This window comes from Sporosarcina luteola (genome assembly GCF_023715245.1).
GTDB lineage: Bacteria > Bacillota > Bacilli > Bacillales_A > Planococcaceae > Sporosarcina > Sporosarcina luteola_C.
This window is the reverse complement of record NZ_JAMBNV010000001.1, coordinates 147,759-173,287: the sequence shown is the minus strand read 5'-3', so window position 1 is coordinate 173,287 and position 25,529 is coordinate 147,759. Positions and strand designations below refer to the sequence as shown.

At 46.9% G+C, this 25,529-nt stretch carries 29 protein-coding genes; 1 reads left to right on the top strand and 28 read right to left on the bottom strand.

Annotated elements, in window-relative coordinates; translation table 11 throughout:
* Positions 1-2: 2 nt before the first annotated feature.
* From M3152_RS00915 to M3152_RS00850, 14 genes are all read right to left on the bottom strand, one after another.
* The gene (locus M3152_RS00915; protein ID WP_251693223.1) at positions 3-428 is read right to left on the bottom strand and encodes a hypothetical protein; all 426 of its coding nucleotides are present in this window, start codon (positions 426-428) and stop codon (positions 3-5) included.
* Between the two features lie 44 nt (positions 429-472).
* Entirely contained in the window at positions 473-1,183 is a 711-nt protein-coding gene (locus tag M3152_RS00910; protein WP_251693221.1) for an SRPBCC domain-containing protein, read from the bottom strand.
* Complete coding sequence (locus M3152_RS00905) at positions 1,167-1,490, bottom strand: ArsR/SmtB family transcription factor (RefSeq protein ID WP_251693219.1); 324 nt, start codon at positions 1,488-1,490, stop codon at positions 1,167-1,169. The genes M3152_RS00910 and M3152_RS00905 overlap by 17 nt, the downstream gene beginning before the upstream one ends.
* A gap of 82 nt (positions 1,491-1,572) precedes the next feature.
* Complete coding sequence (locus M3152_RS00900) at positions 1,573-1,860, bottom strand: YciI family protein (protein ID WP_251693217.1); 288 nt, start codon at positions 1,858-1,860, stop codon at positions 1,573-1,575.
* A gap of 454 nt (positions 1,861-2,314) precedes the next feature.
* Positions 2,315-3,106, bottom strand: coding sequence for a dioxygenase (locus tag M3152_RS00895; protein WP_251693215.1), 792 nt, complete (start codon positions 3,104-3,106; stop codon positions 2,315-2,317).
* A gap of 27 nt (positions 3,107-3,133) precedes the next feature.
* Positions 3,134-4,249, bottom strand: coding sequence for a muconate cycloisomerase family protein (locus M3152_RS00890; RefSeq protein WP_251693213.1), 1,116 nt, complete (start codon positions 4,247-4,249; stop codon positions 3,134-3,136).
* Positions 4,246-4,881: a 3-oxoacid CoA-transferase subunit B gene (locus M3152_RS00885; protein WP_435371936.1), complete on the bottom strand. Its 636-nt coding sequence runs from the start codon at positions 4,879-4,881 to the stop codon at positions 4,246-4,248. The genes M3152_RS00890 and M3152_RS00885 overlap by 4 nt, the downstream gene beginning before the upstream one ends.
* Positions 4,835-5,560: a CoA transferase subunit A gene (locus M3152_RS00880; protein WP_251693209.1), complete on the bottom strand. Its 726-nt coding sequence runs from the start codon at positions 5,558-5,560 to the stop codon at positions 4,835-4,837. The genes M3152_RS00885 and M3152_RS00880 overlap by 47 nt, the downstream gene beginning before the upstream one ends.
* Position 5,561: 1 nt before the next feature.
* The gene (locus M3152_RS00875; RefSeq protein WP_251693207.1) at positions 5,562-6,269 is read right to left on the bottom strand and encodes a carboxymuconolactone decarboxylase family protein; all 708 of its coding nucleotides are present in this window, start codon (positions 6,267-6,269) and stop codon (positions 5,562-5,564) included.
* The gene (locus tag M3152_RS00870) at positions 6,262-7,110 is read right to left on the bottom strand and encodes an alpha/beta fold hydrolase (protein ID WP_251693205.1); all 849 of its coding nucleotides are present in this window, start codon (positions 7,108-7,110) and stop codon (positions 6,262-6,264) included. Before M3152_RS00870 ends, M3152_RS00875 begins: the two co-directional genes overlap by 8 nt.
* Positions 7,107-8,654, bottom strand: a complete 1,548-nt coding sequence (locus M3152_RS00865; RefSeq protein ID WP_251693203.1) for a 4-hydroxyphenylacetate 3-hydroxylase family protein — start codon at positions 8,652-8,654, stop codon at positions 7,107-7,109. The genes M3152_RS00870 and M3152_RS00865 overlap by 4 nt, the downstream gene beginning before the upstream one ends.
* Before the next feature lie 124 nt (positions 8,655-8,778).
* Positions 8,779-9,243 carry a flavin reductase family protein gene (locus tag M3152_RS00860; RefSeq protein WP_353056597.1) on the bottom strand — a complete coding sequence of 155 codons (465 nt, stop codon included), beginning with the start codon at positions 9,241-9,243 and terminating at the stop codon, positions 8,779-8,781.
* Between the two features lie 300 nt (positions 9,244-9,543).
* Positions 9,544-10,890, bottom strand: coding sequence for a GntP family permease (locus tag M3152_RS00855; protein WP_251693201.1), 1,347 nt, complete (start codon positions 10,888-10,890; stop codon positions 9,544-9,546).
* Between the two features lie 3 nt (positions 10,891-10,893).
* Complete coding sequence (locus M3152_RS00850; protein WP_251693199.1) at positions 10,894-12,030, bottom strand: glycerate kinase; 1,137 nt, start codon at positions 12,028-12,030, stop codon at positions 10,894-10,896.
* Positions 12,031-12,160: 130 nt separating this feature from the next.
* On the opposite strand from M3152_RS00850, the gene M3152_RS00845 reads away from it, so the two are divergent.
* Positions 12,161-13,243, top strand: coding sequence for a CdaR family transcriptional regulator (locus M3152_RS00845; protein WP_251693197.1), 1,083 nt, complete (start codon positions 12,161-12,163; stop codon positions 13,241-13,243).
* 278 nt (positions 13,244-13,521) lie between these two features.
* Here the strand turns inward: M3152_RS00845 and M3152_RS00840 are convergent, their stop codons facing one another.
* The 14 genes from M3152_RS00840 to M3152_RS00775 all read right to left on the bottom strand — a co-directional run bounded on the left by M3152_RS00840 (position 13,522) and on the right by M3152_RS00775 (position 25,334).
* The gene (locus tag M3152_RS00840) at positions 13,522-13,800 is read right to left on the bottom strand and encodes a hypothetical protein (RefSeq protein WP_251693195.1); all 279 of its coding nucleotides are present in this window, start codon (positions 13,798-13,800) and stop codon (positions 13,522-13,524) included.
* 149 nt (positions 13,801-13,949) lie between these two features.
* Complete coding sequence (locus M3152_RS00835; protein ID WP_251693193.1) at positions 13,950-14,240, bottom strand: hypothetical protein; 291 nt, start codon at positions 14,238-14,240, stop codon at positions 13,950-13,952.
* Positions 14,241-14,400: 160 nt separating this feature from the next.
* On the bottom strand, positions 14,401-14,691 hold the full coding sequence (locus M3152_RS00830) for a hypothetical protein (protein WP_251693191.1): 291 nt from the start codon (positions 14,689-14,691) through the stop codon (positions 14,401-14,403).
* Positions 14,692-14,709: 18 nt separating this feature from the next.
* Positions 14,710-16,716 (bottom strand): hypothetical protein, encoded by a 2,007-nt coding sequence (locus tag M3152_RS00825; protein ID WP_251693189.1) that lies wholly within the window; start codon positions 16,714-16,716, stop codon positions 14,710-14,712.
* Positions 16,717-16,794: 78 nt separating this feature from the next.
* Positions 16,795-17,514 carry a pilus assembly protein TadG-related protein gene (locus M3152_RS00820; RefSeq protein ID WP_251693187.1) on the bottom strand — a complete coding sequence of 240 codons (720 nt, stop codon included), beginning with the start codon at positions 17,512-17,514 and terminating at the stop codon, positions 16,795-16,797.
* A gap of 2 nt (positions 17,515-17,516) precedes the next feature.
* Positions 17,517-17,894, bottom strand: a complete 378-nt coding sequence (locus M3152_RS00815; protein ID WP_251693185.1) for a TadE/TadG family type IV pilus assembly protein — start codon at positions 17,892-17,894, stop codon at positions 17,517-17,519.
* A gap of 20 nt (positions 17,895-17,914) precedes the next feature.
* Positions 17,915-18,121, bottom strand: coding sequence for a hypothetical protein (locus M3152_RS00810; protein ID WP_251693183.1), 207 nt, complete (start codon positions 18,119-18,121; stop codon positions 17,915-17,917).
* Between the two features lie 27 nt (positions 18,122-18,148).
* Positions 18,149-19,084: a type II secretion system F family protein gene (locus M3152_RS00805; RefSeq protein WP_251693182.1), complete on the bottom strand. Its 936-nt coding sequence runs from the start codon at positions 19,082-19,084 to the stop codon at positions 18,149-18,151.
* Positions 19,085-19,087: 3 nt separating this feature from the next.
* On the bottom strand, positions 19,088-20,020 hold the full coding sequence (locus tag M3152_RS00800) for a type II secretion system F family protein (protein ID WP_251693179.1): 933 nt from the start codon (positions 20,018-20,020) through the stop codon (positions 19,088-19,090).
* Positions 20,017-21,342, bottom strand: coding sequence for a CpaF family protein (locus tag M3152_RS00795; RefSeq protein ID WP_251693178.1), 1,326 nt, complete (start codon positions 21,340-21,342; stop codon positions 20,017-20,019). The genes M3152_RS00800 and M3152_RS00795 overlap by 4 nt, the downstream gene beginning before the upstream one ends.
* A gap of 5 nt (positions 21,343-21,347) precedes the next feature.
* On the bottom strand, positions 21,348-22,475 hold the full coding sequence (locus M3152_RS00790) for an AAA family ATPase (RefSeq protein ID WP_251693176.1): 1,128 nt from the start codon (positions 22,473-22,475) through the stop codon (positions 21,348-21,350).
* A 27-nt stretch (positions 22,476-22,502) separates the two neighbouring features.
* A complete protein-coding gene (cpaB, locus tag M3152_RS00785) occupies positions 22,503-23,261 on the bottom strand; it encodes a Flp pilus assembly protein CpaB (RefSeq protein WP_251693174.1) in 759 nt (252 codons plus the stop codon).
* Positions 23,262-23,285: 24 nt separating this feature from the next.
* The gene (locus M3152_RS00780; RefSeq protein ID WP_251693171.1) at positions 23,286-23,990 is read right to left on the bottom strand and encodes a hypothetical protein; all 705 of its coding nucleotides are present in this window, start codon (positions 23,988-23,990) and stop codon (positions 23,286-23,288) included.
* 6 nt (positions 23,991-23,996) lie between these two features.
* The gene (locus M3152_RS00775; RefSeq protein ID WP_251693169.1) at positions 23,997-25,334 is read right to left on the bottom strand and encodes a vWA domain-containing protein; all 1,338 of its coding nucleotides are present in this window, start codon (positions 25,332-25,334) and stop codon (positions 23,997-23,999) included.
* Positions 25,335-25,529: the final 195 nt, after the last annotated feature.

Here is a 25,529-nt window from a genome sequence, read left to right as displayed (position 1 = left end):
GCTTATTCTATTACCTCAATGAAAGAATCAGGATCATTCATCATCAATTTAATATAGTTATTATTCCATTTTGCTATATAATGCTTATCACCGATTGTAAAGGAATTTTCGGAATTGGCTTGGAAGTCTTCTGACAGCTCATAGATGGATATCTTGAATACAATCTTATCTTGAATGAAAAAATCGATATCATAAGCCTTCTTCCCCAAGTTAGCTTTATACAGTTTTTTTTCATGACGGCTGCCTATAAGTACGAGCGGATAGAGGTTATCCTTGAACTCTTCCAACATTTCTTTATCATTGTCATTGATTTCAACTGCCCAGTCATCTTCTATAATTATGTGGATTTTGTCGACACGAGAATAGTCATCCAGTACAGCACCTAACTTTTCAAGCCCATGATCTCTCGTAAGTTGGAAGATAGCCAAGAGAAATACAACGACGAAGCCGATTGTCGAGGTTGGTTGTCTTTTTATTCATCACTGCTACCAATCGTCTGTCCATAAGGAACAGTCATCATCTCAACTTCAAGCTGCCTGCCATCCCTCATTACGGTAAGTATAATCTTTTTGTTAGGTTCTGTTTCTGAAACGATGGTTTCCAGAACGTCATAAGAGGCAGTTTTGATTCTGTTGACATGAGTGATAACATCTCCAACTTCAACTAACCCGACTGCAGGAGTATTCGGTTGGGTTTTGACCACTTTCGCGCCAGGAATGCCGCTTGGATTCGTCCGATGTAAAACGCCAATCCAGCTTCTCCAAAAGCGCGAGCGCAAATCTTCATTCCCTTCATAGACACTTTTCAAATTTCTCATGAACTGATATGTGCCAAACGCCATATTATCCGCTTGCATCATTTCAAAATCGCCAGACCACATCCCCGTATATTCAATCGACACTACAGATCCGCCATCTTGCGGTGTAATCGTCCAAATGGTCAGCTCCTTGTCTTCCCCTTCAATGACTAGCTTCCGATTTTCCTCAAGTTCGACAATCTTGCCGACATAGCTGACCCCCCAGCCATAATCGAGACTAACTGTTCCCCCAATACGGATATCAAGTCCACAATGCCTAGTTTCCCAGCGATTCCGTTCTTGAGGAATCGTCAGCGCCTTCCATACCTTCTCAGGAGAGGCCTTTACAATAATCTCCCTTTTCACTGAATCAATGACTTTCTCCATCGCTTTCTCCCTCCAAATACGTTTTTAACTTCATCAATTTATTGTCCAATACGCTTCCGATTTCCTGTTGAAGCTTTTCATACTGATCCTTGAAATTGTTCCTTTTTAAACGGTAAACACGGTACCTCCCCTCTTTCCTCTTCGCCACCAAATCCTCTTCGACTAAAATCGCAAGGTGTTTCTTCATGGCAGGCTGAGAAATGGTAAACCGATCAACCAATTCGGACTGCGTATATTCATGCAACGACAATAATGTTAGTATTTTTCTTCGTGTGGGATCTACAATTGCCCGATACATATCCGTCATGTTTAAGCCTCCAACTCATATAACCATTTGGTTATAAATGAAGCATAGCAAAATGAACAACTAATCGTCATTAATAATCAGACTATTTATTAAAAACCCCTTCTAACGGCTTCCACGGATAGATGGTCGCTTCAAATTTCTCAGCAATCACCGCGGGATCATTATCAGCAAAGTGCTGCGCCTCTTCAGTGCTATCCACTTCAAGGATAATCATTCCGCCTGTATGATCCGTGAACGGTCCGCCTGCAATCAAAATCCCTTTCGCAACCGCTTCCCTCACGTACTCCCGATGCGGAACAAGCCCTTGCTCCCAAAACGGCTTCCCGGCTTGCCACGCTTTACCTGTCGTGAAATGAATGACGAATTTCATAACAAATCCCCCTCCCTTTGTTACTATTCTATTTCGACAACAATTTGGATAGTACCTCCCGTGCAAAGTGGTAAAGAGAAGAATGCGGCATATTTTGTATCCGTTCTACTGTGGATCTTGCAGGTTCCTTGGCCTTTTTTATTCCCCAAATGATAGTGGCTAAGCGCTTCATAGCTATTCGATATAGCTCGCAGCGCGGCATCAATTGGGGTTAGTCGGAAGGTTCAGGAAGGATGATCGGCGGATCTGCGGGGTGTTGAGAAAGTTTCAGGGGATGTTGAGGATGTCGCTGTTGCGGGGGAATGATAAGTTTTTGTGCAGGAATGGATTATTACCGGTTCGATTGTTTGCGCGAGTTCGAACCAGTTTTGCTCATCTCCTGACTAAAGGACCAGTCAATCTACAATAAACATGCACACAGCCACCCCCGCTGTGTGCATCACCTTTCAATCTATCAACTATAAACAGGCTTATCCTGTAAGCGCAGCTTGAAATCCAACTGGGCTGTGTAGTAATCCGCCGCCAGTCCCTTGGCGGTTCCTTCATGCTTCTCCAACTTTGTGATAAGCGTGCCCCGCACGCCATTTGCGACATCGTTGTCCAAGTATTGATTCCCTTCGAAGAACACTTGGGAGATGAGCGGGTCGCCGTTTTGCGGCTTGAATAGGAAATGGAGATGGGCCGGGCGGAATGGATGGGAGTCGATCCACGTCAGGAATTTGCCAGTCGGGCCGCCAGTTGGAATCGAATAGTCGCCCGGTACGACCGTCTGCACTTCGAACTTTCCGTTCTCGTCTGTGAATAGCACCGCGCGCAAGTTTTCTGCCGGGATTCCTTCTGCAAATCCAGAGTACTCCCCATTCGAATCTGCCTGCCAAACGTCCACTTTCGTATTCGCTAGCGGGTTGCCGTCTACGTCTGTGACCGTGCCGCTAAAGAAAAACACGTCGCCCTTCTCATCATCGCGCATCGGCATGACGCCCGGATTTTCGATTTCAGTCGCGTTTTCAAGATAAAACGGTCCGAGGATTGTCGGCTCTGTCCCCTCCACATTTTTATACATTTCCTGAAGGGCGTGCGTTTCGAAGAACACGTCCATGAAAAGTGGAATTTCACCAGTACGTCCAAGTTCGTCCGCCCAATTAACGAGCGCCTGGTAGTCGTTATGATCGAGCTCATGCTCCCGAATTAATTCCTTGAACTTAACGACCATTCCATTGTAAACATCCACCACTTTTTGATTCATCTCTTCATCCTTTCACTATGTGTTTTATTAGTATTCCCTTGCGTAATGGAAGATCTTTTCTACGTCCATCTCCATGCCATAGCCAGGGCCGCTCGGGACTTTCAACTGAAAATCTTCGTACATAATCGCATTCGTCGTAACCGTATCTGTGAATAAAAGCGGGCCGAACAGCTCCGTTCCATACTTCATTTCAGGGATTGTCGAATAGAGATGCGCGGAAATGGCTGTGCCGAGCGACGATTCGATCATCGTTCCGCCGTAAAGCGAAATTCCTGCCGCTTCCGCAATGGCCGCCACCTTTTTCGTCGCGGTAAGGCCTCCCACGTTTGCGGGCTTGATGGAAAACACATTCCCCGCACGATGCTTCGCCACTTGGTACACCTCTTCCAACGAACTTAGCGACTCATCCGCCATGATCGGCACCTTGAACCTTTTCGTCAAGCGTGCCATCCCTTCTTTATTCCAAGCGGGCAATGGCTGTTCAATCAAATCGATGCCGCCATCCTCCAGCGCTTCGATGCAATACATCGCTGTCGTCTCGTCCCACGCTTGATTGACATCGACCCGGACACTCGCCGCATCACCGACAGCTTCCTTTATCTTCAACACATGGGCGACATTCCGTTGCGGATCGCCCATGCCGATTTTCAACTTGAAAATGTTATGCCGTTTCGCATGCAAACTTTCCTTCGCCTCTTCAATATCCCTTCGCGTTTCCCCGCTCGCAAGTGTCCATGCGACGGGCAAAGACGCGTGAATCTGCCCACCGAACAATTCATGGACAGGGATTCCCTTTTCCTTCGCCGCAAGCTCGACGACCGCCGCTTCAACCGCTGCCTTCGCAAACGTGTTGCCGACGACATGCTGATTGACGGTATGCGAAATCGCATCGAAATGGGCTGCTTTACGCCCGATGACGAGAGGCTTTATATACTTTTCAATATTCATTTTGATTGCTTCCGGCGTTTCCGCACAATACGAAGCGCCGCCTATCGTCGCGACCTCTCCCCAGCCTTCCAGCCCGCCAGCCCCCGTCACCCGGACGAGGATGATCGTCTGCATGACAATCGTATGCATCGCAAGCTGATGCGGCCGGATCGTCGGAAGGTCGACAATGAGGACATCGAGCGTCTGGATGTTCATGACTCGAACCCTCCCTCAGAGAAACGCGCTTCCGTACTTTCCCGAACTTGCTCGAGTGTGGCGCCCGGCATGAGTTCCGTGAGTACTAGCTGTTCATTCACGACGGTAAACACAGCCAACTCCGTAATGATCATATCGACGCTGCGGGTTGATGTGAGCGGGAATGTGCATGTCTTCATCAGTTTGCTATTGCCGTCTTTCGTCAAATGGGAAGTCGTCACGATCACTTTCTTGGCCCCCACAAGCAAGTCCATCGCGCCGCCGACTCCGATAATGCTCTTCCCCGGGATGGCCCAGTTGGCGATGCGGCCGGTTTCATCGACTTGCAGGGCGCCGAGGATCGCAACATCGACATGCCCGCCGCGGATCATCCCGAACGATTCCGCACTGCTGAAAAACGAAGCACCTACCCGTTCGCCGACCGGCAGCTTGCCTGCGTTCACTAAGTTCGGATCCTCTTCCTCCACTTCAGTCACGCCTAACAAACCGTTTTCCGTATGAAAGTGGATGAGTTCATCTTCAACGTACTTCGCGACGAGTGTTGGAATACCAATGCCCAAGTTCACGACAGAAGAGCCTTTCAGTTCACTGGCAGCACGCCTCGCAATCAACTCTTGCACACCGTTTTCGATGGATGACACCTTCCTTCGTCAGGATTTTCTTCGCAACGATAAGCCTGTCGACGAATAGATGGGGTGTGACGATTTCTTCCGCAGACAGCTCTCCGGCTGCCACAATTTCATCCACCTCGGCAATGACGAGATCCGCTGCGGTCGCCATGACCGGGTTGAAATTCCGGGCGGTCTTGTAATAGATGAGATTGCCTAGCGTGTCCGCCTTATGCGCGCGGATAATCGCGACATCCGCTTTCAATGCCTGTTCGAAAACATACGGCTCCCCGTTGATTTCCCTTATTTCTTTCCCCTGCGCGAGCTCCGTTCCGACTCCGGTCTTCGTATAGAAACCGCCGATTCCCGCGCCACCCGCACGCATCGCTTCCGCCAACGTCCCTTGGGGCAGAAGCTGCAGATCGATTTCCCCGCGCTGAAACGCTTCTCCAACTTCCCGGTTGCTCGTAAAATAGGACCCGATCGCTTTTCGGATCTTCCTTTGACGGAGCAGCACGCCAAGTCCTTCGCCCGCTTCACCGAGATTATTGCTGATGATTGTCAGCCCATCGACGTCTTTCCCCGTTAGACCTTCAATCAATGTAAGCGGCGCACCGATGAGACCGAATCCCCCAACCATGATCGTCATCCCGCTTTTAATTGCAGAAAGGGCATTTTCGACCTTTTCATAGACGATGGCCATGTCAATGACCCCCTTCGTGCAGGGAGTCGCTCGCCTCGAACCACGCCGGAATTCCCGCGGTCAATAAGCAGATGAGACCGACTTCCGCCAACTCGCCTTCGGTCGCTTCATTCTCTCGGGCTTTCTCCATCCATTTCCCCGCTTCCATTCCTTGGAGGCAAGTACTATGGATGCCGACCATCAGCAAAGATTTCATCTTCGCACTGACAACTCCGCTTACCAATAGCAAGTCGTCCTGCAGTTCCTCCGGCGCCTTCAAAATGTTTGATACAAACCATGCATCCTCTTCCTCTAAGATCGAGAGAAAATAACTTAACACATGCTCGTTACATACTCCGTAAGGCATCTGTCCCTCCGGCAACCCTTTTAAAGAAAGTGCATACTTCACGGATTGAATGCCAGTTTGCATCGCCATCAGCCCGCCATATCGGTACGCAACAAGCAAGTACTCGATCAGCTCCGGAATTGTGGCGCCCCCATCAATTGCGCCTTTCGTATGGTAGACCATGCTACGCTCGTAGCATCTTGCTGCATTGATTCCGACGAGAAGGAGATCCTTTTCCTTGCTGGATAAAAGCCCTTCCCCCATAATGGCGCTGCGCAAGCTTGTGTAATGACTAAGTGCATCCGGCCGATAGGCATGCATTTTCCCCACCCAACCCGGAACAGCGCCATACACTTCCTTGAAATAGTCCAACCCATTACTCATCCAAGATCACCTCATCCAAGTACTTCCGGATTTCGTCCAAAATATCTTCCTGTTTCTCGAAGACCATCGTGTAATGATTGCTATCCGAATTGAACGTCGTCAGTTTCGATGTATGTTTTTTCGTCTCTTCGTAATCTGCATCCGTGAAGAATGGAGAAAACTGTCCGATTCCACCATCCGCTTGAATGAGTAAAGTCTTACAATTTATTTTCCCCATCACTTCAATTGGATTAAAAAAGTCAAAGCTGGCAAAGTCGTCTTCGATATTTTCATTCGCAGACTTGTGCATCCATCCGTTGCCCGTCCCATGGATTTCGTACTCCACAATTTCCTGGACGGCGTCGGTCCATTTAATGCCAAGCCGTTTGTAAAGCTGCCGTAGCTCCTCGATATATGCCCGCTTCGATTCATACGTCTTGCGGAGCCTCCCGAGCGACGGTTTGACAATATCATGCTGGCGACCCGACATCCGCGCGGCTCCGTCCAGCAAGATGAGTCCTTTCACCGACGGCAATTCGCTTGCTACAATTGCGGAAATGAAGGCACCCATTGAATGGCCCAGCAATATCGGGTCTTTTATTCCCATTACAGCTATCAGTTCTTTAATGTCCGTGGCATGAGAGAAGATGGAGGCGACATCCATCCCCGAACTGTCGCCCCTTCCCCGTAAATCGCAGGTGATGACCCGATAGTCGCTCTGCAAGCTTTGTGCATAATGAAGCATATTCTTATGAGTACCTGTCAGGCCATGGAGCGCGATGATCGTTCCCTTTTCCCCGGGATAATCGACGATTTGCAAATAACGGCCTTCCAGTTCCACTTTGTATATTCGTTTTGTCATTCTTTAAAATAGCTCACATCGTCCGGGTTGATCCACGTATCATTCGTCCAACCGTTCAAGTCGTAGTCATTCAAGCACTCCTCGGCGAACTTTTCGAACTGGTCGGCTTGCCCGCTCATATTGGCGACGACCAAATTTTCGAGCCGGATGTTTTCGTGGTTGCCGGAATAATTGCGCTCATATAGTTCGTGTCTGCCGCCATATTCCGTCCCGATGGCATCCCATAGCAGTTTGATGAGCTTGATCTTTTCTTCTGCCCCTACGCCGTATGAACCGCGATATAGTTTATCCAACAGCGGACGCAGTTCAGGATTTTGGAAGTCCCTTGAGCTGGACGGCTGTGCAATCAGGCTACCCGCGACGACATTCTCGATAATTTCTTTCACTCTCGGCCACCCTTCGGACATGAACATCCTGTAGGCGAGCCCGTAATTCAAATTCGGAAGCTTCGTCCCATTCCGTCCTTCATCCGGGTTCAACGCCATCGCGTCGCTTAGTGCCCAGAACATGTTCTTCCAGGCAAGCACCTCGCCGACATTCACTTGGACGCCTCGGAATTGGTCTGAACCGTTCATCTTGACCGCTTTTAGCAATAAACCCGAAACGAAGTCAAGCTTGACCGCGAGCCTCGTTACACCGTGGAAAGTGAATCTATGCAGGAAGCCGCTGTCCGCGAAAAAGCTGTTCGCTTTCTCCACGTCTTTGTAGATGATGATGTTCTCCCAAGGGATGAGCGCGTTGTCGAAAATGAGGACCGAGTCGTTTTCATCGAACCGGCTGCTCAATGGGTAGTCGAACGGACTTCCCATGACGGCGGCATTCATTTCATACGATGCACGGCTGACAAGCTTCACGCCAGGCGTATCCATCGCCGCAACGAAAACGAGTGCGAACTCCTCTTTCGTAATCGGCGCAGCGCCGTAATGGGCGACGAAATTATAGTTCGTCAACGCAGAGCCGGTCGCGACCATCTTCGCCCCGCTGACGATGACCCCTTGCTCCGTCTCCCCGACAGCCCGGACAAAAATGTCGGCAACCGCATCGAGCGGCTTATGCCTGTCCACCGGCGGATTGATGATCGCATGGTTAAAGAACCAATTCCGCTCCTGCGCCTCTTTGTACCACCGGCGCGCATTGTCCGCGTACTTCCCGTAGTAATCAGGGTCCGCCCCGAGTGTTGCGAGGAATGCCGCCTTGTAATCCGGCGACCTTCCCATTTGGCCGTACGTCAGTCGTGCCCATTGCGCAATTGCATCCCGCGACTCCAGCAAGTCCTGCGCACTCTTGTCCACGCGGAAATACTTCTGCGTGAAGCCGCCATTCCCCGTATCCGTCTCGACTGTCAGAACTTCCTTCGTCTTCTCGTCATGCAACGCATCATACAGCCGGGCGATCGACCTCGCCGCATTCCGGAAAGCCGGATGCGTCGTCACATCCTTCACCTTCTCGCCATGCAGCCAAATTTCCCGCCCATCCTTTAAGCTTTCTAAATACTCTTTGCCCGTTAAAGGCAATACCGTTTTCTTCTCCTGTTCAACTGGCATGAATTCACTCCTCCTTGTCCCATTACACCTATACGTATGCCTGTCTCACAGGAAAAATGCCGATTGGAATTAAAAATGGCCGGCTTTCCGACGGAATTATCCACCGGAAAACCAGCCATTAGCGTTATTGTGGTGCCACTTTTGCAAACTTACCGCCATAGAAGGCGAGAGGATTCCCATCTTCATAAGTAAACCGAACCACTTTCCCGACAAACAGGACATGGTCGCCGCCATCATACTCCGCCCACGGTTCGCACTCCAAATATGCGAGCGAACCTTTAATCCGCGTGCCCTCCCATTCGAACGGTGCGGGATCTTGAGGCCTGCCGGCAAAATGCATCGCCGTATCCTGCTGGCTCTCTCGTAAAATATTGACCGTGAAATGATTATCCTTCATATAGGGTAACGCTTTCGTCCTGCGATCCACCGACACAAGCACAAGCGGCGGATCCAGCGAGACCGATGTGAAGGAATTCGCCGTCAACCCATGCTTCCCTTGCTCATGCGCACACGTCACGACCGTCACACCCGTCGCAAACCGCCCGTAGCAATTGCGCAGCTCCCGAACATCCATCGATGATTCACTCATTCATTCATCTCCTTTCAAGTACTTTTTATATCAGTTTATTAAATTGGACAACTATATAAACAGTTTACTATATGCATCGTGAAGGGCGGCATATGCCGTGGATTGTGTAATCACCGATTTGAGCTAGTTTATCACCGATTCTCGGAGGGTTATCACCGATTCTCGGGGGGTTATCACCGATTCTTTTAGGTTTACCACCGATTCGGACGAGTTTACCACCGTTACTCAGCACGTTACCACCGATTCGACCATTTCCCCATGCAAAAACGCTGATTCCCCGAAAGGAATCAGCGCTATCCATTAAACTAATATCATCCAAAGAACCATCGTAACAACGATTGTCGTCACACCTTGCAGCAAAGTCGCCATCGTCTGCGCCTTATACGCATCCGTCACTTTCATGCCGCTGAACTCCGTGACGACCCAGAAGAAGCTGTCGTTCACGTGGCTCACCGTCATTGCGCCCGCACCGACTGCCATAACTACGAGGGCGAGTGGAATTGCTCCCTCGACTCCCATCGCAGGCAGCAACGGAGCAACCAATGTGGAAGTGATGACCAAGGCGGCAGTAGACGAACCTTGTGCCGTTTTCAACGCTGCTGCGATGAAGAATGGAACGAGAAGGAAGAATGCGCCGCCAGCTAATGCCTCAAAATTCATTTCGCCGATCAATTCAGCGACACCCGAATTCGAGATGACTCTTCCGAACGCACCGCCCGCTCCTGTGATGAGCAAAATCGGAGCCGCTTCCTTTAATCCTTCACCAATCCACTTCGTCAATGTCTCTTCATTCCATTTCGGCAGCAATAAGAACGCCGCCAAGACACCGAATAACAGTGCTACTGAAGGCGCCCCTAGAAATTGAAGAAAGTTGTTAAATCCGCCCTCTGCCATTGTCAACTTCGCAACCGAACCGACACCGATCAGGACGATCGGCAAAACGATTGGCAAGAATGCTTTGAACGTCGACGGCATTTGCCCGAACGACTTTACGATTTCATCATAATCAAGGCCATTATCCTCAACATCTTCAGGCACGGAAATTTTCGTTCCGACCCTCACTGCCCATAAATAGCCGACAACCACTGCAGGAATCGCAACGATAAGGCCGATCAAGATAATTGTTCCTAAGAAGTTTTCCGCACCGATATTCCCTGCCGCAGCAATCGGTCCTGGCGTCGGCGGCACCAATGTATGAGTGGCGTATAAACCAGTCGCAAGCGCAACAGACATCGATGCAATCGCAACTTTCGCCCGCTTCGCCAACGCTTTCTTCAAGCTCGATAAAATAATGAATCCTGAATCACAAAATACTGGAATCGATACGATATACCCGATAATGGACATCGCCAATTGCGGACGTTTTTCCCCGATCAGGCGCAATACAACTTCCGCCATCCGGTACGCAGCTCCCGATTTCTCCAGTATGACACCGATGATCGTACCCGCCACAATGACGAGCCCGATTCCTTTCATTAATCCTCCGAAGCCTTCGTTCACATTATCAACGACTGTCAACAACGGCATGCCGGACGTGATACCGACGAAAAACGCACCTGCTAATAATGACAAAAACGGATGGACCTTAAACACCGCCGTCAATACAACGATGAGGATAACACTCAACACAATCATTGCAAATAACATTCCCTACACTCCTTTTTCTGTAATGGATTCCATTACCTTTTTCGTCTTTTTGCGCAAATGATCAAAAGCATTTGCAATCGCATCCTCCACGGACACATATTCATCCATAATCGCGTGGACTTCCGTAAACAGCGGTATCAGTACATCACGGCTTTCTTCATCCACAGCCCCTGAAATGAGAATGACAGGCTTCCCTTCCCGATGCGCCGTCTTTGCAATGCCGAATGGCGTTTTACCGGAAAGCGTCTGCAGATCCGTTTTCCCTTCGCCAGTGATGATCAAATCGGCATCTTTCGCGTGTCGTTCAAAACCGATCGCTTCCAGCACGACATCGATCCCCTGCCTCATTTCGCAATTGAAGAACGCTTGGAACGCGCCTCCCGCTCCTCCGGCGGCACCTGCGCCTTCCTTTGAATGAAGGGCAATTCCCGTTTCTCTTTCAATCGCGTCGGCGAATTTGTGCAAATTCCGGTCAAGACTGTCCACGTCAGCTGGAGTCGCCCCCTTCTGCGGTCCAAAAATAGCCGATGCACCCTCGCTGCCGACAAACGGATTTTTCACATCACTCGCAATCAAGAATTCACTTTTCGAAATGCGAGCATCCCAATTCCCACTGTCTATCGAGTAAATATGCTCGAGTCCGCCTCCCCCTTTCGGCAGTTCAACCCCTTCTTTATTCAACAAACGCATGCCAAGCGCTTGGAGGATTCCAGCTCCTCCGTCATTCGTCGCGCTTCCTCCGAGGCCGATGATGAATTTCCGATAACCGTTATCCAATGCATGGACAATCAATTCACCAGTCCCATAAGAAGATGCCACAAGTGGATTTTTTTCGTATCCCATTAGCCTCATAAGTCCTGAAGCCTCAGCAATTTCGATGGCGCACGTCTCTCCGTCGCCCAGAATGCCATATGTCGCTTCAATCGGTCTGCCAAGCGGGTCTTCCACGCTCAAAGACACGTACTCTCCTTTTGTCGCGTCGACCAAACTTCTCATCGTTCCTTCGCCGCCGTCCGCCGCAGGCAGCAGGACCGTCTGGATGCCCGGATCGACGTCACGTATACCTGCAGCCATTGCCTCGGCCGCTTCGATCGCTGTCAAACTTCCTTTAAATGAATCAGGTGCCAAAATCACCTTCATAGGAAGCACCTCCTTCAAATTAATAAAACGCTTTCATTTAATTATATGTTTTGAAAACCAAAATACATTATACTTGATGTATAATTTTTATGAATGAATAAAGGTTCTTTTTATACATGGGGGTGATTTCTTGATTACAAAGAAACTGGCAGAGGAAATCGTCGAACAGACGATGTTCAGGTTGGACAGGAATTTGAATGTAATGGATACGAATGGAATGATTTTGGCTTCCGGGGAAAAAGAACGCATTGATCGCATCCATGAAGGCGCAGCGCATGTCGCTAAAACGAGACGACCGCTTTGGATTGATGATGGGAATACATCGGATTGGCAAGGTGCAAAGCCTGGCGTGAACATGCCCATCTATTATAAGGACCGATTGATCGGCGTCATCGGCATTACCGGCAATCCTGAAGAATTAAAAGATATTGCAACGCTCGTACAATTGACGACCGAGATGATGGTCCATCAAGCACTCATTACGTCGGAGGATGAATGGAAACGGAAAATCAAGGAACTCGTTTTTGAAGAGCTGGTCGACAGCCGCCCTCTTTCACCGATTGTCATCGACCGGCTTGTCTTATTGGAATTCAACATGACCGGACCTTATGTGACGCTATTAGTGCAAACTAATAATTTGCCTGCATCTCCTCAGCGATTAATTGAAACGATGGAAGAGCAGTTCGAGAGAAACACAGCTCTAATCGGACACTCCCAGTTGAATGAGTTGTTCATCGTTCTATCCGACGTGAACATGTCCGTGCTTGAGTTAAAGCTGCAGAAAATCCTTGCTTTATTTCAAAAGGATTCCTCCGTCGAAATCGGCGTCGGGTTGCCTGTCAAAAACTTGGAAGGCATCTCCCATTCGTATGAAACAGCAAAGTACGCAATCCAGTACGGGCATTCGAATGAGCAAATCCATTACTACTATGATGACATTGAACTGATCGCCCTCTTGACTAGCAGCCCAACCCAATTGAAAGAACGCTTTGCAAGGCGGATCCTTGCCGGATTGAATGAGCAGCTCATTGAAACGTTGGAAGCATTTTTCGAACACGACCAAGTAGTCGGCGAAACAGCTGCTGCACTCGCTATCCATCGCCATACATTGACGTATCGATTGCGAAAAGTGAAAGAACTGACGGCATTAGATCCAACCCGATTTCGCGATGCGGTTCTATTTCATATGGCGCTGCTAGTGGGGAGTGAGTGAAAGGGTTTTTTCAAGGTTATCACCGCTCAATAAGGGTTTATCACCGTTCATGCTGACTTTATCACCGCTCAACCCATGTTTATCACCGCTTGGGCCGACTTTATCACCACTCGGTCATTATTTGCAACTGCAGTCCGACGTTTGATCGACTCTGCAGGGTTTACCACCGACTCGGATGAATTTATCACCGTTTGACTACAATTAACCTTTAAAAGGAAAAGCAATGCCCGATAATCGGTGCATTGCTTAAATCAAAACATTCATCATTACCGCTTCCGTTAATCAAAATATCCCGTCATCCATCGGAATGTGAAAATGGCAGCTATTACGACGGCAGGCCGACCGAGACTTTTAGTTGAAATCTTTTCTTCCTTCTTTCCCCGCGCGATCAATAGACCAATAACCAACAAAGCCGCTGGTAACAATGTAACAATAACAATGGGTGTAACTAGGAAGACAAAAGAGGATGGTACGTCCCCATTTTGATCAAATGTAATCGTCACGAAACCGATAACAGCTAGTATGCCTATAAGCCATTTTGCAGTTGAGTAGTTCATTGTAGGTACCTCTCATTCTCATAAATCTAAAAATGATGGATTTGATTCTTAAAAGTGATTTTTTAACACCATTTGACAATTAACCTTCAAAAAAAAGAAAAGCAATGCGTCCGAAAATCGGTGCATTGCTTCAATCATTACATAATCAGTTAATCGAAGTATCCCGTCATCCATCGATATGCGAAAAGGGCTACGACAACGATGGCAGACCGACCAAGACTTTTAGAAGAAATTTTTTCTTCCTTCCTTCCTTTTCCAATCACATGACCAATGGCCAATAAAAGCGCCGGTACCGCAGTAATTAATATTATCGGTTTATATAAGGCTTCTAAAAGGGGATACGTAACCCCTATGTGATCGGAATAAAATATTAATGCACCCGTCGCTAATGCGATGAAAACTAGTATGCCTATCAGCCATTTTGCAGTTGAGTAGTTCATTATAGAAAACCTCTCATTCTCGCCTGTCTAAAAAAGGAATGAATTTTTTCATTGTAAATGATTTCACACTGTCACTTTACCTTTTAAAAGGAAAAGCAATGCGCCAGATAATCTGTGCATTGCTTCAATCAAAACTTCATTCGTATCAATACCGTTTCCATTAATCGAAATATCCTGTCATCCATCGAAATGCGAATAGGGCTGCGACAATGATGACCGACCGACCGAGACTACTAGAAGAAATTTTTTCTTCCTTCTTTCCCTTTGCAATCAACAGACCAATGATCAAGAAAAGCGTTGGGAACAGAGTAATAAAAACAATCGGTTTAAACATACTGACAAAAAGGGGCGGCGCGCCCCCATTTTGATCAAAAAAATACAAAGTTGCAATCGTGATAAAACCGATAATAGATAGTATGCCTATCAGCCATTTAGCGGTTGAGTAGTTCATTGTAGGTACCTCTCATTCTCATAAATCTAAAAAGGATGGATTTGTTTCATTATAAATGATTCTACCACTTTTCGATTTTATTTGATCCTTTATACTCTTTCTATCTTGAACCTCTGAATCGCTCGCTTTATCGGTAACATTCGAAGAATCCTGGCCAGAGTTCGGCTCTGTATCTAGATCAGGTTGCGGTTCTGGCTGCAGTTCCGGCTGCGGCTGCGGTTCCGGCTGCGGCTGCGGTTCCGGCTGCGGTTCCGGTTGCGGTTCCGGTTGCAGTTCCGGCTTCGGTTCCGGTTGCGGTTCCGGCTTCGGTTCCGGCTGCGGCTCTGGCTTCGGTTCCGGTTTCGGTTCCGGCTGCGGCTCCGGTTTCGGATCCGGCTTCGGTTCCGGTTCCGGTTTCGGTTCCGGCTGCGGCTCCGGTTTCGGATCCGGCTTCGGTTCCGGTTCCGGCTTCGGTTCCGGTTCCGGCTTCGGTTCCGGTTCCGGTTGCGGTTCTGGTTGCGGTTCTGGTTGCGGTTCCGATTTCGGTTCCTGCTGCGGTTCTGGCTGCGGTTCCGGCTTCGGTTCCGGTTCCGGTTTCGGTTCCTGCTGCGGTTCTGGCTGCGGTTCCGGCTTCGGTTCTGGCTGCGGATCTGATAGGTTTGTATCTTTAGGTGAATCCGTATCTACAAAATCATCAAATACGTCTTTGATTTTATCTTCAATTGGGTTTGTAATATTATCAAGTATCACTTCATCAACAAGTTCAAGTGGCGTGTTTCCACCCATTATTGCATCTTTCAATTTTCCATAATACTTTCCGATATCCACAAACTTCATAATTCCACCAAGAACGGCCGCTGCCGCAGCTCCGGTCAGGATATTCTCCCACTTCCACTCGCCGTCTTTCCATCCTTCCATCCAGAAGTTTTCGAAACCAGCATACGCTGTAACGAACCCGACTCCCCACTTCGAGATGTGCTGAACTGCCAGAAACGGACTTAAAATTGCTCCTGATATTCCACCAATTGTCGCTTCTATAAAGAGCTCTCGCCAAACGATTTCATCAACAGGTGTTCCAATGAGGTAAGATAATGTATTGAATACAATACCGCCTCCAGCACCCCACGCCGCTTTCGTAAGGACGCTCTTCCAAGCGATACTGGCAAACTTTGTTGATAAATAAGTTCCTGCACTACTCAGTGCTTTTCCTACCCATGTAACTGCAGCAGTGAATGCACTCTTTATCGCTCCAACCATGGCCGTGAATCTTGTCGATATAAAAGTACCTGCTTTAGTTAGTGCGCGTCCTGTCCATGCAACCGCGGCACTGAACTGTGTTGAAATAAAGGCCCTAGAAGCAACAAACGCCTTCGTGGCAAATGTACTTGTAAGTCTCCATGCAGTCACAAACAGACCAGATGTCACGCCTGCGTAGATTCCTAATCCTGCCAACCCACCTAAGAAGGAAGATCCTAAGGAACCCCAGAAGCTGAAGTCATCACCTGACATCAGCCAGTAAACCCCTCCGCCGATGAGAGAACCTACACCAACAACGGCAAGAATCCCCCAGCCGACTGGCGTACCGAATAATAGGAGCCCACCGATGATGACACCAGTTGAAATGACTGCCCCGACAACAACTTGCACCCATTCATGTTCCCACACCCATACGAAGAAGTCTCCTATATCCGTCAGGCGATCCCCGAGCCAATCCATCGCAGTATCCCATGCACCCGGAGCCCATTCTGTGAATTCGCCCCATCTATCAGAAGACCATTCCTCGAATTTTCCCCATTGATCAATAGCATAATCTTTGGCGTCGCCGCCCCATCCTTTTAAATCATCTAACAGTTTTTCAAACCAATTACGCGAGTCCCCTGTATCTTCAGAGTCATTGTTGCCTTCCCCGTCATATTCCGTATCTATAAACGAAGGAGAGTCATACTCAATATCAGAGACATTGGCAATGGCTAGCTTTGAATAGTCAAATAGAAAGAAAGTCAAAAAGACTGTAAAGATGACCCCTATTTTCAGCTTGCCCCTCAAAACTTTCACGCCCTTTCGGAACTACCGTGACTCGAATTCATTCCCTTTTTTCTTCAAATAAAATGAGTAGCTTGCCAATTAAGAGCAGCTGATTTTAACACCCTTAGGCGAGCCGATTTGCACGGCGGCCGATGCGCTAATTCCACTGAGCGACGAATCGGGTACAGTTATATACTTGCCATCCCGTTCCGTTTTTGCATAGATTTTGAATTCTTCTTCCAAAAATTGATAGTCGACAAGGCGATCATTTTGGTTCTTCTCCGTAAATGAAACCGCCTCTTGGCGTGATGTATGTAGATGATCACGGACCGCCTTGCAGGCCATTTCACTTATTTGGGGATCCTTGAATAAAAAGATGAGCGCCGGCGTCCCTTTCACTTCCCCAGATCCGTTCCAAATAAAGCTTCTTATATCACCAGGCATCGATTTACCTTTGCTACTTTCAATCCCTCTAATAAACTCATCAAAAATTTCCTCGATCGTCCGTGTTTCGCCTTCCTCACCATCGCTGCTGGAACTTCCAAGCGCTTCCTTAATGGCTTCCCATGCATCCGCCAAACTTTCCAGCTCGTCCTCCACTTTCTCTTTCAGCACTTCGCTCATATAATCCGATGAGCTTCTGGCCCCGGCAAGTGCGGCGGCATCAGCACCTGTTTGGCTCACTCTTTTACTGATGAATACATTTGAGAAGTCAAAGAAGAGAAAACAAATGAAGATGGAAACAAAAAGCATGCCGATGATGACGAGCATTAGTCCATCTCCACGTTCATTCTTCAAGTACCGCTTCATTTCTTTCATCGTCATTCCCTCTTTTTCTCCATTGGCATGACGGCGTCCGCAGTAAAATCAAATTCCATGTTTTTTATCCAAGGCAAACTGATGATGGGAGCTTTCGCCTTCACTTTGACAGTAGCTACATCTTCCCCAGGTCCGCCCGTCACTACCACTTCGAGACCGTATGCTGAGTTCCTTGCAATTTCCTCCCAATTATCATCATGAGCGGAAGCGGCCCTTGCACCGTCACGTGCCGCCGCTTCTGCAACAACGACCGAATAGGAAATCAAACCGACCTGCCAAATGATCAGCATGGAGAGTAATATCAAGGGGAACAGCCCTAAAAATTGCAGGGCCTGTGATCCCCTTTCATTGTTAACATAGGAATACCATCTAGTTAGCACTTTCATCACCCCAAGCTCACTTAACCACCGATTCCTTCAATCATCTCTTCCAATTTCGAAACGATTGTCGAACCGATGCTGGATCCTTGGATTCCCATTGCAATGGCAGACATGATCGCAATAACGACGAGACCAAGTGCCACCCATTCCAATGCTTGTGCTCCTCTTTCATTTTTCACATACGTCAAATACTTCGCATTAAAATTCCACCAGATCTTCTTCATCATTTTCCTTACCTCCATAAATTTTATAGTTTATTTAAAAAACGCATCCAATCCAAAAGCTTCAGGATTATAAATGATATTCAACACAATCAATCCCATAATGAAGCCAAAGACAGCCGGTGCAATAAAGAATGTTGTAACAAGCGTCACTTGAGGATTCGCTTTGGCCGCTTTTTCTTTCGCTTTGAAGCCGCGGGTCAAACGTAAATCTTCCGCCTGAAGCTTGAACGTCCTCGCCACTGCGACTCCAAGAGAAGAGCCTTGTATAAGGGCATTCACCAATGTTTGCAATTCTTTCGAGGAATTGCGGTCAATCAAGTTCAAATAAGCCGTTTTCCTTTGTACGCCCAGTTCGATTTCCTTGTTGAACCGATCGATTTCTTCACTGAGCGGTCCATCGAATTGATTCGTGACATGGATGAGCGCACCATCAAGGCTTACACCTGCCTGCAGCGTGACGCTGACCGTATCAAGGAAATCCGGCATCATCATGCTTATTGCCTCTTGCCGTCTTTTCGCCGATAAATAAAGCCATACTGACGGTCCCATTACACCTGATAATATGGAAAGAAGTAGGACAGGAAGAGCGAATGGCATGCCAAGGAATGTATAGATGCTTCCAAAACCCAAACCGATCAGAATGAGGACGAACCGGAATCCGAAAAAGGATTCCAATGTCATTCCTAATGGTCTGCCCGCTTCCTTGAGCCATTTCTCATGCTTCGCCGCGTTCAGGAAGAGCGGATATTTCATACCGACCGGACCCGCTTTTGTTCCCCATCTTACTAGGGGGTTTAAGATCCGATTCCTCAGCGACGATTTCTTCTTTTTGCTTTTCCTATATCCTTGGGCATTCAGTAAGTTTTCCTTTTTTGCGATATACAAGTAAAAATAAATAAAGCTGATAAACAGAAAGATCAAAATGAAACTAAACATCAACATGGCGAAAAAACCGATAATTTGCATACACTACACCCTTATATCCGTAATTCTTCTAATCAAGACGAAACCGCATAGGACAATTGCCGTAAAAATCACGAACAAGATTAGCCCAAACGGCGTAAATAGGACATTCAGAAATCCTTTTATGAACAAGTTCATCATAAGGGCCATCAGAAATGGCATGACGACGAGAATATATGCAATCGAGCGGCTTTCCGCCGTTACTGTTGAGATTTCCTTATGGACGCGGCTCCGCTCCTCAAGCGTTTCTGCCATGTTCGATAAAACTTGGGACAGATTGCCGCCGACTTTTTGCTGGATGAGTATCGTACTGACAAATATGGATACATCATTGCTTGGCACTCGTTCACGAAATTCATTCAATACTTTTTCAAGACTATCCCCTAGCTTTAATCGCTGGTTGAATCGTTGGAATTCAGGTCCGTTAGGCGCTTTGACGGAATGAGCGACCATTTCAATCGCCTGCGGAATCGTTTGTCCGGCTTTTATCCCATTGGACATCGTCCGGCAGATTTCCGGTAATTGATTGTTAAACGACTCGGTGCGTTTGTTCTTCCTCGTACTGAGGAAAGCTTTCGAGCTGCCCATTACAATCAAGTAAGCAATCAGAATAGCCATCGTGAAGTAGAGACCGAGTACAAATTTATTGATAAAAGTTAGTAAAGCTATTAGCAAAACATAGATTCCCATATACTCCGACGGCATAAGGGAGAGGTTGGCTTGCTTCAACTTGTTGTGTAGGTCTTGAGAGAGCTCAGAGCGGTCGTAAAGCCCGCCTAGTAGGAGGACGACACTCTTCCTCTCCTTCTCCAGCTCTACATCGAACCAGTCATCGACCCTCTTTTTGGCGTTTTTCTGCCCCTTGCTTTTTGCTATATAGTAGATGGAAATGCAGAACGTAAATATGGTCGATGTCAATAAAGGCAGTGTCCAGCTCATACGTACATACCTTCCTTAAAGACCTTTTCATCGAAAGGGATGCCGAAGCTTTTAATGCGATCCAACATATTCGGAATATAACCCGTTGAACGGAAGGTACCTTCGATTCTTCCATCCGGTAGGGTTGCGGTCCTGTTGAATTCGAATATATCCTTCACTTTGATGTTGCCGTCTACTTCAACGAGTTCTGAAATGTTGACGATTCTTCGCCTTCCATCTGTGAACCTTGAAGTTTGGACAATCAAATTCAACGCCCCGACAAAATACCCTCGGATAACATCGACTGTCAACGGCAAGCCCGACATGATTACCATGGCTTCCAGTCTCCCTAAAGCATCTTTCGGGGTGTTTGCGTGAACCGTTGTCAAAGATCCTTCGTGTCCGGTGTTCATTGCTTGGAGCATGTCAATTGCTTCCGATCCCCTCACCTCCCCGACGATGATCCGATCTGGACGCATCCGAAGTGCATTTCGTACCAGATGACGGATTTTCACTTCCCCGGTCCCCTCCATATTTGGGGGGCGCGCCTCCAATCGGACAAGGTTTTCGTATGAAAAACGAAGCTCCGCCATATCCTCAATTGTTACAATTCTCTCGCCTGGCGGAATAGAGTCGGACAACACGTTCAGAAGAGTCGTTTTCCCACTGCCGGTTCCGCCCGAAACGAGGATATTCGCTTTCGCCATGACCGCCGCTTTTAGGAATGACCCCATCTCTTCGGAGAAACTATCAAACGACATTAAGTCATCAAGCGTATAAGGATCTTTCTTGAATTTACGGATGGAGATAGACGGGCCATCCAGACTGATCGGAGGAATGATTGCATTGACACGGCTGCCATCCAAAAGCCGCGCATCCACCATGGGGTAGCTTTCGTCAATCCTTCTGCCCAATGGTGCAATGATGCGATCGATAATGTGACGGATATGCTCTTCATTATTAAAACGGACAGGTGACTTTTCCAACTTTCCATTTTTCTCGATGAACACCTCAGACGGGCTATTCACCATAATTTCCGTAATGGCATCATCTTTCAGCAGTTCCTCAAGAGGTCCATATCCGACGGATTCATTAATCAATTGCTGGATAATTTCTTCTATCTGCTCACTTGGGATAATTACTTTTTCTTCGTTGATCATTTGCATTATGAGTCTTTCAATCGTTTGTTTACGCTCTGTCGGCTGTAGGACAATGATACTTTCCAAGTTAGCCTCTTTTATTAAACGGCCTTTATAATGGCGGACCCATATATCAACCTGCGATTGGGATACAGACCAATTATGGTCCTGCTTTTTTACTGTTGCCTTTTCGATCCATGACATGTTTATCACTCCTTCGATTTCATGACAAAGGAATCTATGTATTTCTTCATGTCCCGAGCTGCCTTGGAATCTCCCCTATGCTTCCTGCTTCTGAAAAAACCCGTGCCCATATTGATATTGGGCTGCATTCCGAAGTAGTCATCCGTAAATATTGCGTCAACTTTCTCCCCGATTATCTTCTCAATATCCGACGATGTCATTTCATTTTTCGGGTGAACTTTATTCAACAATAACGTTTTGGATATGCCGTTGCCGATGGAAAAACGTTTGAACAATTCATCTGCATATTTATAGGAACGTAATCCCAAGCTATCCGGCGTCAATATATAATGCAGGTTCGTTGCTGTATTCAAAGCAGTGAATGTAATGGAATTCATTGCAGAAGGAAGATCGATGATGACATGATCAAAATGCATACGACCTACTCGAATTAGTTTTGAGATCAGCTCATCTGTAATTTCTTCGGTCTTTTCCGGGTCGGATGGGCTGGAAATGATAAAGACACCTGTTTCGGGATGTTCGTTAGCAATGTTTTGCAAATGACGTAATTCCATTTCATTCACGACAGGAAGCAAGTCGTAATAAGTGCGTTGCGGTTGAATGGAAAAGAGGGTATCCGTCACCCCATATTGTGCGTTCAAGTCAATGAGCAACACTTTTTTTGACTGATGGACACTCAATGATTGACTCATCATTGCCGCCAATACCGTACAGCCGCTTCCACCTTTTGCACTGTAAAAAGCATGCACTTCGCCTGTGCCGAACCCCATGTCCGTTTCCCTTTGAATTTTATACTGACGGACGACGTCTTGGATAAGACTTTCAACTCGCATCTCCTCAGCCGGGAACACGATGATATCTTTCGCCCCGTTCACTAACCATTCCCTTGATCTACCGAAGTCTTCTGTTCTTGTCAACCCGACCACTACACTTTTCGCTGTGATTTTTGGCCCGACTTGTTCAAGAGGTATTTCATCTACGTCAATGAAATACAAATTGTAGTTTTGCTGCCCTGTCAGTTTCCGAATGTCCTGCGTAATTGTCATATTCAGCTCATTTATTTTCGCATGTTCCGAAAACCACGCTTGCCATTCCTCATCGCCTGTCAGTAAAAGTGAATTCACTTGGAACATCCGCTTCTAACCTTCTTTCACCAATGATCATTCGTCCTTGCCCTTTTCGGACTCTTTCTTTTCACCCTTGCTCTTTTCAACCTCAACATCTGTGACGGTTTCCTTTTTCTCTGCATCCTTTTCAACAGGCTTTTCCTCCACGATCGGGGTCGATTTCTCGCTGGATGTCGCCTCATCCCCGACTTGGTTGACACGGAGAACCCGGATCTGCTTCGCGAAGTTTTGATAATGGATCAATTGCTCAGCCTCTGCAATCGGCAAGGAAATCTTGATGCTTTCGGTGTTATTTTCCTTATCTTCATCGACTTGGACAACTTTCACGTTAGAGAGCAGCCTCTTCGTTTCCACGCTTTTTTCAATTTCCCTAGAGACGATCACATCTACAAGGTCGCCTTCCATCACTGACTGGTCGATAAGGACGATCTCGGTTGCATTCAACCAAACGACCCTTTCATTTGCAGGAATATCTAATTTCTTTCGCACAAGATTCTTTGTCAGAATATCGCCAGACTTCAAGTTAACTATTGTGATGACGTCCTCCAAGTCTTTTGCATCCGTAATAAATGAACTGTACGCATTTGTTTTCGGAAATTTCACCCACTCAATATCGTCCGGATTGATTTCCGTGTAGGAGCTTACGTTCTTTCCTACCGATGCCACTTCGATCATTTCGCCTAATCTTTCCTGCGCCTGGCTGATTTGCACAAGCACGACACCCGCCGTCACAATCGCCAATATGAATGAAATCGTTAAAAATATGATGGCTTTTCTTTTTGAATCAATCATCAATCGCCCACTCCAATTATCAATCTATTTATCATCTGATCTTTCCGGGAGTGGAAAGATGGAAAGATAGCTTACAGAATTCGGTAAAGCCCATTTTTGCAGGTGCTGGTAACTGATATTTGTATTGTCTTTAATGTCCACGTTTCCGACAGCAACAAACTCCGTATCAGGATGATGGTTCACCAAGTTATTTATCAGCACTTCCGGAGAAGGCGCTTTATGCAATTTCTTTGTAGTCGGGTTAAGAAAGTAAAAGTTCTTCTCCTTAGATTTTCTTCCAACCTTATAATAGGAAGATTGTCCGACCTTGCCTTTACCACTGATGACATAGCCATTCGGCGGAGGCAGGGAGGAAGACAATGAATAACCCTCATTTAGCAGTTTCATCAAATAGTAGGCATATGCCCGATGTTCCGCTCCGTCCACCAATTGAAGAACATATTCGGGCAGATACCAATTTCGCACACGCTTCAGGAATTGTCCGTCCGTTGAATTGCCGTCAAAGATGTATAGTACACTTTCGTGTTGTTTAAGGTAAGCTCCTATTTCTTCCACCTCGACTTCGAGGTTCCGCTTAATAAAAGGTAAGTTTGATTTGATCAGGCTATTTTCTTTCTTGGACAGGAATTCCTTTAACTCCCGGCCCTTTTTCATTTTGATTTTCCTTGTACTTGCAGAAATGCCCGTAGGAACGGGGATTCCTAATGTTTGATCAATTAGAACATGCAACGTCCATCACTCCTCATTCAGGGCTTTAAATATTTCCTGTCTCGTATTTTCAACGAGGTCAAGTTTCTCTCTTCTGAGAGATTCCCCATACGTTCTTATCGTGTCACGGCGTTCATCAATCAAATCCGACAAGGCGAACTGCGTCTCGTTGTCGATTCTATCCTCGTCACGTAGTCTTTTTACAGCCATTCTCAAAATGCTGCCTTCCTCTGAAGCAAACTCTCCGAAGCTAGATTGAAGTTTATTAACTTGATCATTAAGGCGAATGGTATGATTGTTAATATCCATTCCATGTACTACCTTTTGGTTCAATTCGCGAACGACCGCATTCGCTTCGGCTAGCATCGATTGGAATGTTTTTTGAAAGTCAACTTTTGATTTAACGTTGGCATATTTCCCGTTGCCCTCTTCTGCAACTTTCTTCAATTGCTTTTGACCTTCGCTATCTAAATTGAAGCCTAATACGTTCACTTCGGCATTCAGGTCGGAATTCGCTACTTTTTTAGCTTCCTCCACTGGATTTCCGCCGCACGTCTCCACACCGTCACTGACTACAAAAATCATGTTCTGTGTATCGGAAGACGCCTTTACCCGTAAATCTTCACCGCCGGCTTTAATGGCAGCAGCAAGCGGCGTCCATCCAGCAGCATCGAATTGGGTCAAAGCTTCATTAAATGAACTCTCCTCGTAAAAATCTGGGCTGTAAAAAAGCTCATTGCTTGCACATGACATTTCTTTGTCTGCGGTAGAACCCGTTCCCTCATGCCCATACACACGAATAGAGACGATGGATTCTTCCGGAAGGCCCGCACCGAAACGTTTGACCGCATCCTTTGCCAGTGCCATCATTTGCTCTCCGCCAACATAGGCTTTCATGCTTCCGCTCGCGTCGATCAAAACTGATATATTCAATTGCTTTGTTTCCTTCTTATCGATTCCATATTCTCCATAATCCGGTTCAAAGTTAAAGAGCGGATCATGGACAACTGAATAATCCATTGCATACCATTCAATGATGCCGTTAAATATTTCATCAACTGTCATATTCTCAGCTGGGAAGTCATCCATCTCCGCAAAGTCTTCTGTCGTTAATTTCCCCTCTGCAGCCCCTTGGAGTTCCTTCATCTTTTCTCCAGCCCCTGAAGCGATGATATCTTTTGCCTCAGTAGGTGCCGGAGGGAAATCCGGGGCACTTTTCGTCTCCTCGGCTCCAATATCCTCACTCTCTGGTGAATTTATCTCATCCGCAGATCCTTCGATATCCTTTAATGACTTGTCGTCACTATTGCATCCTGCAATCAGTAAAAATAAAGAAGCCATTGCAGTTACTAATAACTTTTTCATGGTGAGTTACCTCCAACTTCATACTACAAGATTAATAGATTTTTTACACTATATGTATATGTTTACCATCCCATATTTCTGTTGTCAAAAAAGGGATGAGCACTTGGTATATAAAGCAGGATAATAAGCATTAGGCACAAAGACACCACTATCCATGTATGAACAACTATTGATGACTTAACTTAAAATCCCAAG

Excerpts from the sequence above, each read along its gene's own strand:
- M3152_RS00910 (WP_251693221.1), bottom strand. The coding sequence starts at position 1,183 with ATGGAGAAAGTCATTGATTCAGTGAAAAGGGAGATTATTGTAAAGGCC.
- M3152_RS00905 (WP_251693219.1), bottom strand. The coding sequence starts at position 1,490 with ATGACGGATATGTATCGGGCAATTGTAGATCCCACACGAAGAAAAATA.
- M3152_RS00900 (WP_251693217.1), bottom strand. The coding sequence starts at position 1,860 with ATGAAATTCGTCATTCATTTCACGACAGGTAAAGCGTGGCAAGCCGGG.
- M3152_RS00895 (WP_251693215.1), bottom strand. The coding sequence starts at position 3,106 with ATGAATCAAAAAGTGGTGGATGTTTACAATGGAATGGTCGTTAAGTTC.
- M3152_RS00890 (WP_251693213.1), bottom strand. The coding sequence starts at position 4,249 with ATGAACATCCAGACGCTCGATGTCCTCATTGTCGACCTTCCGACGATC.
- M3152_RS00880 (WP_251693209.1), bottom strand. The coding sequence starts at position 5,560 with ATGGCCATCGTCTATGAAAAGGTCGAAAATGCCCTTTCTGCAATTAAA.
- M3152_RS00875 (WP_251693207.1), bottom strand. The coding sequence starts at position 6,269 with ATGAGTAATGGGTTGGACTATTTCAAGGAAGTGTATGGCGCTGTTCCG.
- M3152_RS00870 (WP_251693205.1), bottom strand. The coding sequence starts at position 7,110 with ATGACAAAACGAATATACAAAGTGGAACTGGAAGGCCGTTATTTGCAA.
- M3152_RS00865 (WP_251693203.1), bottom strand. The coding sequence starts at position 8,654 with ATGCCAGTTGAACAGGAGAAGAAAACGGTATTGCCTTTAACGGGCAAA.
- M3152_RS00860 (WP_353056597.1), bottom strand. The coding sequence starts at position 9,243 with ATGAGTGAATCATCGATGGATGTTCGGGAGCTGCGCAATTGCTACGGG.
- M3152_RS00855 (WP_251693201.1), bottom strand. The coding sequence starts at position 10,890 with ATGTTATTTGCAATGATTGTGTTGAGTGTTATCCTCATCGTTGTATTG.
- M3152_RS00850 (WP_251693199.1), bottom strand. The coding sequence starts at position 12,030 with ATGAAGGTGATTTTGGCACCTGATTCATTTAAAGGAAGTTTGACAGCG.
- M3152_RS00840 (WP_251693195.1), bottom strand. The coding sequence starts at position 13,800 with ATGAACTACTCAACTGCAAAATGGCTTATAGGCATACTAGCTGTTATC.
- M3152_RS00835 (WP_251693193.1), bottom strand. The coding sequence starts at position 14,240 with ATGAACTACTCAACTGCAAAATGGCTGATAGGCATACTAGTTTTCATC.
- M3152_RS00830 (WP_251693191.1), bottom strand. The coding sequence starts at position 14,691 with ATGAACTACTCAACCGCTAAATGGCTGATAGGCATACTATCTATTATC.
- M3152_RS00820 (WP_251693187.1), bottom strand. The coding sequence starts at position 17,514 with ATGAAAGAAATGAAGCGGTACTTGAAGAATGAACGTGGAGATGGACTA.
- M3152_RS00810 (WP_251693183.1), bottom strand. The coding sequence starts at position 18,121 with ATGATGAAGAAGATCTGGTGGAATTTTAATGCGAAGTATTTGACGTAT.
- M3152_RS00805 (WP_251693182.1), bottom strand. The coding sequence starts at position 19,084 with ATGCAAATTATCGGTTTTTTCGCCATGTTGATGTTTAGTTTCATTTTG.
- M3152_RS00800 (WP_251693179.1), bottom strand. The coding sequence starts at position 20,020 with ATGAGCTGGACACTGCCTTTATTGACATCGACCATATTTACGTTCTGC.
- M3152_RS00795 (WP_251693178.1), bottom strand. The coding sequence starts at position 21,342 with ATGTCATGGATCGAAAAGGCAACAGTAAAAAAGCAGGACCATAATTGG.
- M3152_RS00790 (WP_251693176.1), bottom strand. The coding sequence starts at position 22,475 with ATGTTCCAAGTGAATTCACTTTTACTGACAGGCGATGAGGAATGGCAA.
- cpaB (WP_251693174.1), bottom strand. The coding sequence starts at position 23,261 with ATGATTGATTCAAAAAGAAAAGCCATCATATTTTTAACGATTTCATTC.
- M3152_RS00775 (WP_251693169.1), bottom strand. The coding sequence starts at position 25,334 with ATGAAAAAGTTATTAGTAACTGCAATGGCTTCTTTATTTTTACTGATT.